The 13,598-nt window shown below is 65.4% G+C and carries 9 protein-coding genes; 1 reads left to right on the top strand and 8 read right to left on the bottom strand.

Annotated elements, in window-relative coordinates; all coding sequences use genetic code 11:
• Positions 1–9: 9 nt before the first annotated feature.
• The 7 genes from FGF80_RS01565 to FGF80_RS19480 are packed head-to-tail and all read right to left on the bottom strand — an operon-like array spanning position 10 to position 6,554.
• Positions 10–3,162 (bottom strand): putative baseplate assembly protein, encoded by a 3,153-nt coding sequence (locus tag FGF80_RS01565; protein ID WP_138651841.1) that lies wholly within the window; start codon positions 3,160–3,162, stop codon positions 10–12.
• Positions 3,159–3,557 carry a GPW/gp25 family protein gene (locus FGF80_RS01560; protein WP_006187170.1) on the bottom strand — a complete coding sequence of 133 codons (399 nt, stop codon included), beginning with the start codon at positions 3,555–3,557 and terminating at the stop codon, positions 3,159–3,161. Before FGF80_RS01560 ends, FGF80_RS01565 begins: the two co-directional genes overlap by 4 nt.
• A gap of 3 nt (positions 3,558–3,560) precedes the next feature.
• Positions 3,561–3,851 carry a PAAR domain-containing protein gene (locus tag FGF80_RS01555; RefSeq protein ID WP_138651839.1) on the bottom strand — a complete coding sequence of 97 codons (291 nt, stop codon included), beginning with the start codon at positions 3,849–3,851 and terminating at the stop codon, positions 3,561–3,563.
• Positions 3,852–3,862: 11 nt separating this feature from the next.
• Positions 3,863–4,600 carry a phage baseplate assembly protein V gene (locus FGF80_RS01550; protein ID WP_006187168.1) on the bottom strand — a complete coding sequence of 246 codons (738 nt, stop codon included), beginning with the start codon at positions 4,598–4,600 and terminating at the stop codon, positions 3,863–3,865.
• Entirely contained in the window at positions 4,597–5,625 is a 1,029-nt protein-coding gene (locus FGF80_RS01545) for a phage late control D family protein (protein WP_006187167.1), read from the bottom strand. Before FGF80_RS01545 ends, FGF80_RS01550 begins: the two co-directional genes overlap by 4 nt.
• A 2-nt stretch (positions 5,626–5,627) precedes the next feature.
• Positions 5,628–6,302: a CIS tube protein gene (locus FGF80_RS01540; protein WP_006187166.1), complete on the bottom strand. Its 675-nt coding sequence runs from the start codon at positions 6,300–6,302 to the stop codon at positions 5,628–5,630.
• The gene (locus tag FGF80_RS19480) at positions 6,303–6,554 is read right to left on the bottom strand and encodes a hypothetical protein (protein ID WP_238705331.1); all 252 of its coding nucleotides are present in this window, start codon (positions 6,552–6,554) and stop codon (positions 6,303–6,305) included. It lies immediately after the preceding gene.
• Positions 6,555–7,857: 1,303 nt separating this feature from the next.
• Here FGF80_RS19480 and FGF80_RS01525 point away from each other — a divergent pair.
• The gene (locus FGF80_RS01525; protein ID WP_138651835.1) at positions 7,858–8,853 is read left to right on the top strand and encodes a hypothetical protein; all 996 of its coding nucleotides are present in this window, start codon (positions 7,858–7,860) and stop codon (positions 8,851–8,853) included.
• A 3,484-nt stretch (positions 8,854–12,337) separates the two neighbouring features.
• Here the strand turns inward: FGF80_RS01525 and FGF80_RS01510 are convergent.
• Positions 12,338–13,399, bottom strand: coding sequence for a hypothetical protein (locus tag FGF80_RS01510; protein WP_006187157.1), 1,062 nt, complete (start codon positions 13,397–13,399; stop codon positions 12,338–12,340).
• Between the last annotated feature and the right edge of the window lie 199 nt (positions 13,400–13,598).

The following is a 13,598-nucleotide window of genomic DNA, read 5'->3' as shown; positions in this document are numbered from 1 at the left end:
GCACGTCGCTCACGAGCGATCCGCCTCCATCGTGACCGCCACGTCGTGAGCCCCGCTACAGACGAGTCCGTCAGACGGGAGGGGTGGCCCCGTCTCGCGCTCGGACAGGGAGCGTTGCTCGCCGCCAACCTCGATCGTCGCATCCAGATCGACCACGTGAGCGACGTGGTCCGCACCGTCGACGAGTTCGGCCAGCGCGTCGACCGACGGGGCCTCGCCGAAGGCCCACCCGTGGCCCCCGTTTCCGTCGAGGGGATGCAGGAACTCGTCGAGCCGTCGTTCGATCGCCGCCTTCAGCAGCGAGACGCTCGTGCTGTCGGCCATGGACACCGCGACCGAGACCGAGAGCTCGGCGTAGCTCGGTCCGCGGACGACGATCCGGGACGTTTCGGACTCCACGAGCGAGGCTGGCGCACGGTCGCGGACCGTCTCGCGAACTCGTTGTTTGAGTTCCATCGACGGCACCGGTTTCTCCCGCTGTGCGTGGGGAACGATCAGGAGGGTGACGCTGCCGGCCTCGGCGGCCCCGTCCGGATCGCACTTGACTTTCGACAGTTCGCGAAACGCCGCGTTCGCGACCCGTTCGTAGTCGGTCGGCGTAACCGCCCGGTCGCGGTGTTTGAGCTGGTTCGTGGTTCGTTCGACGAGCGCATCCCTGGACTCGGCATCGGCCCCGCCGTCGGCGGGCTTCGGGTTCGAGACGTCCTCGGCCAGCGAGATTGAACTCTGTAGATCGGTGATCGTGTCGGCCGCGACGTTGCCGTCGCGCCCGCCGCCGGTCGTATACGTGACCGTGATGTTCCCCTGTCCGGCCGGCGGGATCCGGCCCCGGTTGCCGTCGCCGAAGCTGACGGTTCCGTCGATCCTGTCGACGACGTAGTGGCGGTCGGTCGCCTCGGATTCCAGGAAGTCCGAGACCTGCTGCCATCGGATCCAATACTCCGTCACGTCGCCGCTGGCATCGATGACGCGTCGAACGTCCTCGGGCCGCTCCGAGCGGAGGTCGCGCCGTTCGCTGGTCGACACCGTCTCGGACTCGTCGACCCACACGTCGACGTCGATGACCGGCGCGTGGGCACACGCGAACGATTGCTCGTGGGTACCGTCACTCGAGCCGAGGACTTCGTCCTCGATCGTCCGCGTGTTGTAGGCCCACTGCGTGTTCGGATATAGTCCGTCGAGGGTCGGCGGGGCTGTGGTCCGGTCCCGGGGCTGATCAGCGTCGGGAGCCGATCGCGCCGACTGCGAGCCGTCGATCGGTCGCCGATCGAACTCGTCTTGGGTAACCCGGACGCGAATCCAGTGGCAGCGCCGACCGAAGCGGTCGAACGCGGTCGTCGGTTCAGGGAAGGTCAACTCGATGATACCACGCTCGGTCAACCCGCCGGTCCGGTCCCGGACGGTGAGTTTCGACCATTCGTCGGCGTCGGGATCCACACAGTACTCCCAGCGCATGCCGGGATCGAACGAGCGCGGATAGGTGACGTCCTCGATCGGGACGAAAAACGTAAGCGGGCCGTTTCGAAGCGTTTCGTCGAACCCCAGATACAGCGTCTGGGTGTCTTCGGGGAGTTCGTCGAACGGCGAGATCGGCGATTCGCTTCCCGCGAGGTCGCCGCTGATGGCGGCGTTGTTGCGCGTCCGAATCGTCTCGAACGGTTGCATCCCGCGGTCGTAGTGAATCGAAATGTCGCCGAAACAGGGCGGGTCGGGCGAGTTGACGACCGACCCCCGTGTGCCGGCATCGGTGACGCCGAACGACGGCTGTCCGTAGTTTCCACTGACCAGCCGAGCGCGGACCCAGACGTTTTCGTGGCCGGACACCGCCGTCGGTTCGATGTCCTCGGGAACGGTAAAGCGAACGTGGCCGGCCCGCCGCAGCGCGTTCGTCTCGTCCTCGAGAACGGTCAGTCGGTTCCAGCCGCTACCGGTCCAGTACTCCCAGGAGAGTTCCGGCGGCCCGCCGAGCACCCCCACGCCCTCGGCCGCCGACGAACCGTCGGCGTCGATGTCGACGTCGCCGGGCGTGTCGGCATCGAGTTCGTCCGCGTCCGGTTCGGCGGGCGGGTCGAACCGTACCTCGACGACCCCGCCCCGCTTGGTAAAGGCCTCCTCCGAGGCGATATAGAACGTCGCCGGCGGTTGGGGCAGCCGACCGAGCGGCCGAACGTCCCCGTCGTCCGTCGAGAGCGGAACGTCGTTCGAACGTAGCGAGTCCGGAGCGAGTCCGTCCTCGCTCGGATCGCGGCCGACGCTGGCCGAAATCGATTCCAGGTGCAACGAGAACACATCCGGTTCGGGCTCGTCATCATCGATCCGACACCGAAGCCATCGACTTTCGACGCCGTCGACCGCGTGTTCGACCGGCGTTCCGGGAAGCCGAAACCGCAACTCGAGCCGATCGCCATCGCGGGATCGCGAGGCAGAAGACTGGAGCCGTTCCTGTAGCAGGTCGAGCCGAACCGCGTCGTCGGCCGCCTCGTCGTCAGTCCACTCCTCGAGCCGATGCCATCCCTCCGTTCCGTCCTCCTCGCCGTAGTACTCCCAGACGGCGTCGGTCTCGAGGACCGGATTGTCGGTGGCCATCTCGGCGGTGATCGTAATCGGCGAACCCGGCTCGAGAGTCAGCAGGTCGCTGTGTGCTAGATAGAGAACGTGTTCCTGAATCGTGTCACCGCTGAACAGTTCGACCGGTTCGTCGGCGGTTCGAACGTCGCCGTGGTCGACGATTCGATCGGCGGCGGGATCGACGGAGAGCACATCCGTCAGCGATGCCCCAGTCGCTTCGAACCCGTCGTCCTGTGGAATCTCGAAGATCTGGTCTGGACCGTCGCTCGGTTCCGCGACGGCCTGTGTCCCGCCGGGGATCGCGACGTTGCGATCGATATCGGCTGAGACCGAAAACGTCAGTGGAAGCCGTGCGGCCTGGGGCGGTCGCCTATCGAACCCGAGCGCGTCGAGGAACGCGATTCGGTGTTTCGACGGGACGTCGTTCAGCCGCCGGATGACGTCGGCACCGAGCTGGGAGAAGATCCGCAAGAGCACGGTGGCGTTGTCGTCCGTCGACGGGTCCCACGATTCGGTGTACTGATCCGCGAGGGTCCGCACCTCGGCGTACAGTTCCTCCCGATCCCTGTCGTCGACGACCGGTGGCCGACTCATCCGTCGCCCTCCGTGATGTAGAACGGATACACCATGTTCGAGAGGCTGTTGGTCGTTCGAACCCGATACTCGATGTCGATGAGGACCTTGTTCGGCGCTTCGTCGTCCGTTCGAGCATCGATGTCCTCGATATCGATTCGCGGCTCCCATTGGACGAGCGCCTCGCGGACGCTGCTCTCGATGAGGTTCAGCGTCGCCGGCGTCGCGGCCGAAAACACGTGGTCGTGGATCTCACAGCCGAATTCGGGTCGCATCACTCGCTCACCCTTGGCCGTTCCGAGAATGATCCGGATCGACTCGCGGATGTCGTCCTCGGCCTCGGACGTTCGGACTGAGCCGCGGGCATCGGTCTCGACCGGAAACGACCAGCCGGTTCCGAGAAACTCATCGGACATGAGTCAGCCGATCATGACCGTCGAACACCCACTCACGATCGTGTTGGGCGGTCCGCTCTCGACGATCGTATCGCCCATTCTCGCCGCGGGCATCTTGTTGATTAGGACGCTCGTACTCCCCTTGGTCACGGTGCCGCCGACGTGGGGGACGGGTCCGGTGGTGAGCGGACACGTATGAACGTCCGCCAACGCTCGCCACGCGGGCCGCTTCCCGATCAGGACGTTCGGACTGCCGGTCCCGGTCAGCGGCGTCCCGTGTGTCGTCTGGTCGCCGACTCTCGCTGCTGGTTGCATTTGACTCTATTTTAATTCAAGGTAATTAGTTTCCCTTTAACTTTTACCATCCCGGTCCCGTCGACGTTAACCATCGACCCGGAGAGCGCGAGTTTCGCCTTGCTATCGACATTGACTGGGCCCTTCCCTTTGATCTTGACGCCCTTTTTGCCCGTTATCTCCACGGAGTTCCCGTCGAGGGAGATCGTCGATGCCGAGAGTTCGAGTTCCGATTTCGCGTCGATCGCGACCGAACCGCTGTCGGAATCGATCGTAATGCTGTTGTCGCTGGACTCGTCACTGATGCTGATCGTCTCCGAACTGCCCGAGTCGTCGATTACGATCTCGTTGCCGCCGGTCGTTCGAATCGTAATACTGCCGTCGTCGGCGTCGTCGAACGCGATCACGTGATCGCTCCGGGAGCGAACCTCACGGATATCGTTGTTCCCGTTGCCGTTTTTCTGCGGTGGTTTCTGCTTGCCGTTCCACAACGACCCGATCACGAACGGCTTGTGAATGTCGCCGTTCTCGAACGCGACCAGTACCTCGTCGTCGATCTCCGGCAGGAAGTAGCTCCCGTACTCGTTGCCGGCCATCTCGGTGGCGATCCGCGCCCAGTGACTCTCGTCGTCGGCGTCGCGCCACGGGAACTGGAGTTTGACTCGACCGAGATCCTTCGGGTCCTCGTTGTCCGTCACGATGCCGACGGCGACGCCGCGAATACCGCCGTCGTCCGCGCCCCCGTCGTCGATGAACCCGGACGGCTTCACGAGGACACCTCCGTTACCTCGAAGGACGTCCGATAGCCTGCGCTTCCCATCCGATGAGTGGCTTCGGTGACGTAGTAGTCAGCGGAGAATCGGCCCCCCAACTCCTCGAGTCGAACAACGCTGCCGGCCCTGATTTCGGGGGTGCCGTCGGCCTCACCGTGACCGGTGATGACGCCGTCGGAGAATCGATTCAATTTCGTTTCGGCGACCCGTTTCGCTTCGTCCCGTGACATTGCTTGTACTCTGAAAACCTCCTTGTAGTTCGCGTTCGTGCTGCCGGCAGTCGCGACGATCTCGGATTTGTTCTGTTCGTCCCAACTCCGGACCTCGACCTCATCGATCTGAGACCGCTGTGTGATTTCGGCGTAGAAATCGTGCAGCGCCTCGCCGTACCACAGTTCGGCGACCGGACCGTCGCCGTCGCCTTTCGCGGAGCGGGGGCGGAAACGAACGGTGTCCCGCTCGGCGTAGAACTCGAACCCGTAGGTCTCGGCCAGCTGCTGGAGGAACCGGTAATCGCTCTGGCCGTCCTGAATCAGCTTTTCGCGTTTGATCGACGCGTCGGAGACGTCGACCGTCGAAAACGGGTACGACGACAGCACGTCCTCGACGGCCGACCCGACCGTCTCCTCCGCCCACGAGTCCGAGCGAGTTCCCTGCATGAGTTCCCAGAGCAGCCCGTAGCCCGAGACCGTGACTGACGGTCCGCGGTCGGTCGTGAACTCGGCGTTGATCGAGCGGATGGAACCTGTTAACAGCGGCGTCAGCGTCCCGTCACCGCCGTACCCCATCGCGATCTCGACATCCGTTCCGACCGCGAAATCGTCCCAGGTCAGGCCGCTGAACTCCCCGAGTTCCTCGTCGAACGGGAAGTTCAGGGTAAACGAAAACCGATCCGCGCCATCGAGAGTCGTCTCGACGACGAGGTCGGCGATCCGGCCGCCCGGCTCCTGAAACTTCGCGTCGCCGATATCGACTTTGAACCGCGGCGAATAGCGCGGCTGAATGTTCGTTCCGGTACTCATGACTACAGCGGGGGTAGTTCGAGTTTGTCACCCGCTTCGATCGCGCGGGGATCCTCGATGTCGTTGTGATCGGCGATCGTCCGCCAGTGCGACGAGTCGCCATACTCCTCGGCCGCGATCAGCCATAAAGTGTCACCGTCGGTGACCGTCCAGACTTTCGTCTTGTCCGTCGACTCCGGCGACACCTCGGATTTGTGATAGTCTGCCGTCTTGTACTCCATGAACACGACGTTTACTCGAGCACGGACGGGAACGCCGCTGGGCAGGAACTTCGTGAACTGCTTGTTCGCCCGCTGAACAAGGGCGGTGAAGTCGATTCCGTCGCCCCAGACGAACCGACAGACCGGCGGCGCGTGCAACTCGCCGTCGACCGACAGCAGCGTATCGATGTGTTTCGTATACCGCTCGCGGACATCGACCCGCTCCGTGTCGGGCGACCCCTTCGAATCCAGTTCGTCGCTCGTATCGAAAAACAGTTCCATCGACAGCGTTTCCGCGTTCCCGTCGACGAACTGCATGATCGATGCCCCCGAGCCGGTCGCCTTGAGTTCGCCGTAGTTGACGCTTTTCTCGACCGTGTAGGCGTTCGGGTTGAACTTACAGTCGATCGTCTCGCCCTTCTGTTTCCCGTTCAGGATCATGATCTGGGCCTTCTCGAGCTTGCCGCTGCCGCTCATCTATAGTCCCCTCCGTTCGCGCTCGACCCTGATCTTCCGCTCGAGCTTCCGGTAGAGTTCCTGAACGGCGCGATCGACGTCGGCGTCGAACCGCGGGTCCGTACCGGACGACAGATCGACGCTGTCGAACCGGTTCCGGCTGTGACGGTCCTGATCGGATCGACGACCCCGCGGCGGTTCCGACCGGCGCGCCGCGGACTGCTGGGGGCGATCGATCGACGACCGCTGTCCGTCGTTCAGTCTCGATCCCACGTCGTCGTGACCGACTGCCGACCCGGACTGGGCCGATTCCCGTCCGCGCTTCGACCCGAATCCGGATCGCGTCCGATCACCGCCAGTCTCCCTTCGATCGGACGATCCGCGTCGCTCACGACCGGAGGCGTGCCCCGGCGTCGTACGACTCGCGGTCGATTCTCGAGCCGCTCCACTCGGTGTCGTCGAGTCGCGCGGCGTTGCGTTCGAACCGTTCGGTCCACCCCGGTCGACGGACGGCGCGTCCGTCGCCGACGACCGTCGATAAGTCAGCGACGGTCGGTCTGACGCTGCACTCGTTTGCATCCCGTTCACACCCGTACGTCCCTCATTTGATTCAATAGTATTAGTTGTTGGTTTATTTTTCGGGGCGTTCGGTACCCGAGACTGCCCCGACGATGCCGATGTGGCCGCCCCGTCCGTCGTCGGTTCCGATACGTCGTCTCGAGTCCGGAGGGAAAGCGACGGGGTATCGGCCCCAGTACGACCGCTGTGTCCCTCGCCCGTCGCAGAGGACCCCGTCGACGGCCGTCGACGCATACGGAGACGCGATTCGAACCGTCGACGTTCGCCCGCGATCCCGGCCGTAGTCGACGGCCGATCCGACGCAGTCGGCGCGAGACCGTCAGCGTCACCGGGCTCCGTGGCGGCCGTTCCGACCCGTTCCCGGCTCGAGTCACCAGCGCCGATGGGGTCTCTGTCTCGCCGCGACGATGCGTCGGCTCGCTCCGTCGATCCCGGACGGACGGCGATCGTCGGCGGTCGCGCTGGACGGGAGTCGGATCGGGAACCGGACTCGTCCGACATGCTCGCAGCGGCGGTGCCAGGACGGACCGAGCGATGAGTCGTGTGAGACTGGCCCGACGAGCCGGCCGCCGTCGTTCGCAGAACCGAAAGCGGCGTCCGTCGGTCCGACTGAGGTGCTCGAGTAGCCGCGACACCGGTCGCCCCGGCTGCCGCGGTCGTCGCCGACTCGATCCTCGGGCTCGTGTCGGGCACAAGGCTTCCTCGAGCCGGTCGGGGACGCGATCGAGCGGCTGATGCCGTGGTATCGACGCCCATATCCCTCGACGGACGCCGGAGTGTGGCCGAATCGACTGCTTCCTGCGGATCGACGCCAGTCGGTCCGGTAGCCGGTTCCCGACCGCGCCAGTCCTCCGAGCGAGGGCGTGAATCGATACTATCCTTTCGCTCGGACGACGATCGGTCGGGAACGGTTCGCTGGGCATCGGTACCCGACGGACGGTGTTGCGCCATCGCTCCCGTCGGCGAGGAGCCGGCCGCGTTACCGTGATCGAACACGGTGACCGCCGAGCGCCCGTCTCGAGGCGACTGGGACCGCGACCCGGTCGGATCGGTCACCGCGGGCGACCGATACTGGAGTGTCGCCGACCGCCTACCGAACTCCGCTCCGAACTGGGAGCCGTCATCCGATGTGAGGGGATTCGAACGGGTCGGTCGGCGGGGGTTCGAGGCGGTGCGAGACGGCGAGGCGACGGCGTTCGTCGAATGTGTGTGTGTCGTCGTCCGGGTCGACGTTTCACGAACGCGAGCCCCGACCGGTCCGGTGTCGGGGAACGAGGAATCACTCGTGGCCCGTTCCCCCTCGCGTCGCGTCCGGGACGGGCCGGTCGGCCCGGCCGTCCGGGACTGCGAACCGTCACCGGACCCGCTCCACGTGTTCTGTGTGGCACTGGACACGTGGCTCGAGACGAACGAGGGCGTTCCCGTAACCGGTTGTGATACCGCGATTTCGGTTCCGGCGTTCGGGTTCGAACGTCCCGAGCGGAGCGCCGACTCCGAACGGGACGAGTCCGGTCTCGAGTCGGGTGGCCGAATCGTCCGATCGCTCCGTCCAGGAGACGGTCCCCGATCGGAGCGCAGTCGAAGGACCGGCATCCGGCCGCTCGAGTCCGGCGGAGTCGTGCCCGCTCGATCGCGCGTTGTCCCCGACTCGAATCGACGGCTACTAGAGGTGACCGCCGTTCCGAGAGCCGTCTTCGGGTCGGAAGACGCGGCTGCGGGTTCGGTGTCAGCAGCGGACGGCTGCCGGCTCCTCGAAATCGTGTGTGAGGGTGCGGACGGCGTGTCGCTGTTCGATATCGTCACGGGCGTCGCAGTCGTCGCCCCGGACGCCGCGCTCGAGCGGGGGTGCTCGAGCGAACGAGTGCCCCTCTCCCCGTCGTGCGATCGCGTCCGAGAGACCGACCCCGTCCGCGAGCCACCCATCTGTGTGAGCCTCCCCGCTTCGGATCCGCCTCTCTGCGTGACTGGCTCCATTCCGGACCCTCGGCGCTGAGAGATCACATCGGGCGCGTCCGCAGCCACGGGTTCGCGCCGCGACGAGCGGACCGGTCCCGAACTCGATTCCGAACGGACCGCGGCTTCAGTTCCCTGTTGCGAACGATGGGAACGCTCACCTCCCGTCACCGCCAGCTGCGGTCCTCGCGAGTTCAGGGACGCGGCTCCGCGCGGCTCCGTCGGCTCCCGTTCCAGTAGAGGAGCGATATCGGCCCCGATCTCTCCTCGAGACGGTCCCGTGGCCGCGACAGATCGCAGCGAATCGATACGCGTCGGCGCTCGAATCGAGGCCGGATCGTCGCGCCGTGACGGGCTGACGGCTGCTGAGTCGCCAGTCGGATCGGACGGGCGAGTGGCGGCCCAAGCGGACACTGCTCCCTCTCGAGCCGACCCGTCACTTCCGGTGCGGGCGGCAGTCGCCGAGGACGGAGTGGGCGTGGTATCCGACGGTCGACTCCGCTCCGGCCGGACCGCATCGGCGGCGTAGCGGGCAATCGAACCCACACTATCCGGTCGCCTTTGGACCCGCCCAGCGGCGTCGGTTGCGCTCGAAAGTCGCAAGTTCGATGGCCCTGCGTCGGACCGAGGCGGCGACGAAACGCGAGCCCGGCGATTAGGTTCCGGTGCTCCCATCTCGTCGGGTACGGTCCTCGAGTTGACCGCCGCGGTCGAGTGCCGAGAGACCACGAGTTCCGAACCCCGACGGTCCGACTGCATCGCAGGGGGACGTGACGACGACCGACGTTCGGTCGCGGAGGTCCGGCCGGAACCCGTCCGCCCATCGTCCCGATCGTCGGTTCGTGGCGACGACGCACCCCGTGAAAAACCAGTGGCAGTCGACCCGAACGACCGGATATCGGTGGTCGAACGCTCGAAGCTGGGCGTGCGGTCGGGACGGCGATCACCAGACGGTCGACCGCTCACACTCGAGAACGCGCGGATAGGCGATTCAGTGGGTCCGGCGCGTCCGGTCGTCGTGGCGGCGGTACTGGAACCGGATCGATAGTCGTCGACCACACGGGTAGTGTCCGTACCCGGCGGTGGCGATGGAGTCCCGGATACGGATGTGGCGTTCGGATCGAATCGCCGCTGTGACTCGGCCGACTGTCGACCGACGACCGAACCCGGAGACACAGTCAGTCGACGGTCGGTCGCGGCCGGCACCGGCCGACCGTCAGCTGTGTGCGCGCCACGAGCCTCGGTCGCCAACTCCAAGGGAGGGTACTGGTACTGTCCTGCTCGGCTCGGAGCCGCCATGGTAGGGGTCGCGGTTGACGGGGCGGTTCTCCGGGCTACTGGTTCGTGACCCGTTCGATCGGTCCGAGGCGATGCGCGTGACTCTCGGGAGACGAACGCGGAACGCGACGACTCCACTGCAGCCGTCCCATCGTGAAGCCCGCGCGAGTCCGTCGAGATCGCCCGCGACTGCCGTGGAATCCGATCGGTACCCGTCGTCATCACCGTCGGCCGGTTGCGACGCGGTCGCCGCGACTGGACCGCGGCCGCTCGACCCGAGTCGGAGCCGGACGGTTGGCGGTCCGCGCTGGCGCTGGCCGGGTCGGCCGTCCGGAATTCGATCGACTGTGACTGTTCTCGGGTAGAATCGAAACCGACTCCGTGGTCGGTCCGAGCTTGCGATGGATGGCGCTTGCGGCCTTCGGCCGAGACAGCCGACCGGGTCGTCCCGTCAGTCCGCCACTCGAGGCGGCCGGTCGAGTCCGGTGCGGCGGAACTACGACTCACGGTTGATCCGACCGTCGGCTCGATCGCGCCCCCGGATCGTACAGGAGGCGACATCGAGGCCGCTCGAATCGGTGTCCATCCATCGTGTATGGTACCGACGTCGGACTGACGACGCGACGGCGTGGTCGAGCGCCCGCGATCGCGGCCGTTCGTCGCAGTCTGGGTCTCCCGGTCTCGACGATCCGTTCGGATCGACGGCTGTTGTAACGGCTGATTTGCGCTTTGCGTGGCACTAGCGGTCGTCGAAGCCGGGTCCGCGGCCGGATAGCTGCCGTCGGACTCGGGACCGACTCGACCCGCCGGGACACGACGGGTCGACTGCCCCTCGGCCGTCGGTACCGGACTCGAGTCGACCGCCGACATCGGGCGACGACCGTCGGGACGCGGATGCCGGACCGGGCGTTGTGCGGTCTCACGCGAGGGTGACGGCGGAGCCGTCGGCCCCGTCGGCGGAACCGGTCGATCGATGAGCGCCGGCGGCGACGCGGACTCGCCGCGGGCCGGCTCCCGACGTGCCGCGGTTGTCACGTCCGATGGCGTCTCGCGTTCGAGCGACTCGCTGTGACTCGAGGGGTGACTTCTCGGGACGTTCGGGTCGAAATCGGTCACTGAGCGGCGACGCTCGGAATCGGCGGAACTGGGTAGAGTCCGCCGAGCGATTGCGTCCGCCCACGTGACACGTGTTTCGATCGCCCGCGGTCGGGTCGGCTGCCGTCGTTCGGTTCCGCCAGTCGGCTGCCGTGGCCGGTCGTCGTCGACCGGTCTCGATCGGTCGGGCATCGGCCCCGACTTCGCTCCGGAGGTCGGCGACGTATCAGCGTTCGATCGGGCAGCGACTCCCGCCTCAACGTCGCCTCGCCGGTGCGTTCGCTTCGACGATCGGATTCCGTCCCGGCGTTCGGGACCGTCGTGCTCGTGCGATGTCGCTTGGGAACGGGCCGATGTCCGTAACCCGTGAAGCTGTGATCGCCTGTCGGACCGGAATACACGTTCTGCCGGTGACCGAGTGGCCGAGTCGGATAGCGGTCCGACCGCATCGTCGGACTGGGACCCATGGTCCGACCGACCGGACTGCGTGAGATACGTGAACGCATCCTCGTGATGGTCCGGCCGGGCGAACGGTGATGGAGACACGATCGATAGCTCCGGGTCGTCCACCGACTCGCCGTCAGGCGGAGCGACGGCGGGTGAAAAAAACGACAACTCGATCGGACTCCGTTTCCGCGCAATCCGGACGCCGAACCCACCCGCTAATCGGTCGGGCGTCAGCGTCGCGATGGATGCGACGCTGGAGCGGAGTCGAGCAACACCCGGCCGGTCGTCCGACTCGCCCGCCGTCGATGTATCTACGCCCATCGAGCGACCAGTCACGCTAATCTCCCGCAGCGCCGTCTCACACCCGAGGTCGTCAGTCGTTTTCATCACGGTTCGTCGAATCGCTGTTCACACTCATCGATGGCCGATTCATCTCCCCCTCCCACCACGATGCCGGTGTACACGCTCTTATTGAGATATTATAAGAGTACCACTTAATGGTTTTGACGATGCGTAACACAAAATTAGAGCCCACCAGACTGTACGGGTAACGGTTCGTAACTATGCGCTCGAGGCCACGGCACACTGCGTCGCAACCATCCAGCCCATCGTCCCGCATCCAGCCCATCGTCCCGATGACCCGACGCGCCCGAGCGGCCGTGATCGGGGTCGGCGGGTGGCTGACGCCGTCCCAGGACCGTCGGCTACTCCTGTGGCGTCGGATCGGCGCTCAACCCGATCGCCGACGGGTTGGACGACCGAGTCGGATCACGGTCCTCAGCGTCGTTGCCGCCCTTGAGAACGAATTGCTTGCCGGTCCGCGTGTAGATGATCGGGTGTTCCCGGCCCTGTTTGAGCGTGTATCCGAGCGGCAGGTCCATCGCCGCCTCGTTGGACTCGAGGAGGAACGCCTCCGGGACCTCGAAGGGGCGACGTTCGCCGGGCTCGAGTGTCATCTCCAGGTCGAACTGATAGAGGTCACGTTTCGTATCGCGGATCTTCGCCTGAGCCAGTTCGACGGGCGCAACGCCGTCGTTTTTGATCATCAGTTCGCGGCCGGGGCGTGACTCCGGGCTCGAGACGCCGACGATTCTGAGATCGGTCCGGTCGCTGATTCCGGACTCGTAGCGGTTGTAGACGAGGATCGTCGCAACCAGCCACAGGAAACCGGCCAGCAGAGTCGTCTGGAGATGCGTGAGCGTTCCCTCGAACCAGGGGAGCCACGCGACCAGCGTGCGGATGCCGAGACTGCCCAGGACGGCCCCGGCGAAACCGACGATACCGGCCAGCGTCCGCGTCTGAAGGAGTTTAACCTGAGCATAGCCAGCTTTGATGAGGACCGACTGGAGCGTGGACGGCGAGTTATCGTCCGTGTCGGGTTCGCGGCGCTGGCGGAGCGTCAGCACGGTCGCGACCGGCCACGCGATCAGCGAGCCGGCGAGGACGAACCAGAGCGGAACCGGACCGGCGACGGCGGCGATGCCGAGTCCGATCGCGACCACTGCGCCACAGCTCCCGCCAGCGATGGTCGCCTGCGCCCAGATCGAGAGTCGTGTCCACTGCTCCGTGATCGCGTCCTCGTAGTTTCGGTACAGTTTGTAGCCGGCATAGACGAGTGCAACGAGGACGAACACCGTCACCAGCAGGAGGACTCGCGATGAGATCACCCAGCCCGTCACGGGAACCGACGACTGGGGAACGTAGTCGACGAGTCCCGTCACGACGGCCACGGCGGTGACGAGCAAGGCGACGATCAGCGCCGCCATTAATGGTCGAATAACCGGAGAGAGTTGTTTTCGGACTGTCTTCGTGACCTTCGATGCGATGCGTCTCATGTTACCGGGTCACCCGTTTTCGGTCGGGAACGGCCGACTGTCGGCCGTCCGAGACCGGACTGTACGTTATCCGCTCGGTCGATTTCGTTTCCATTCTCTTATGCATATTTGTTGGATGATGTTTGTTAGA

It is taken from the genome of Natrinema pallidum (genome assembly GCF_005890195.1).
Taxonomy (GTDB): Archaea; Halobacteriota; Halobacteria; order Halobacteriales; family Natrialbaceae; genus Natrinema; species Natrinema pallidum.
This window is presented reverse-complemented; position numbering and strand designations above follow the sequence as displayed.

Bases quoted from the DNA above. Each gene is read 5' to 3' on its own strand.
- FGF80_RS01540 (WP_006187166.1), bottom strand. From the start codon at position 6,302: ATGAGCGGCAGCGGCAAGCTCGAGAAGGCCCAGATCATGATCCTGAAC.
- FGF80_RS01555 (WP_138651839.1), bottom strand. From the start codon at position 3,851: ATGCAACCAGCAGCGAGAGTCGGCGACCAGACGACACACGGGACGCCG.
- FGF80_RS01560 (WP_006187170.1), bottom strand. From the start codon at position 3,557: ATGTCCGATGAGTTTCTCGGAACCGGCTGGTCGTTTCCGGTCGAGACC.
- FGF80_RS01545 (WP_006187167.1), bottom strand. From the start codon at position 5,625: ATGAGTACCGGAACGAACATTCAGCCGCGCTATTCGCCGCGGTTCAAA.
- FGF80_RS01565 (WP_138651841.1), bottom strand. From the start codon at position 3,162: ATGAGTCGGCCACCGGTCGTCGACGACAGGGATCGGGAGGAACTGTAC.
- FGF80_RS01510 (WP_006187157.1), bottom strand. From the start codon at position 13,399: ATGGCGGCGCTGATCGTCGCCTTGCTCGTCACCGCCGTGGCCGTCGTG.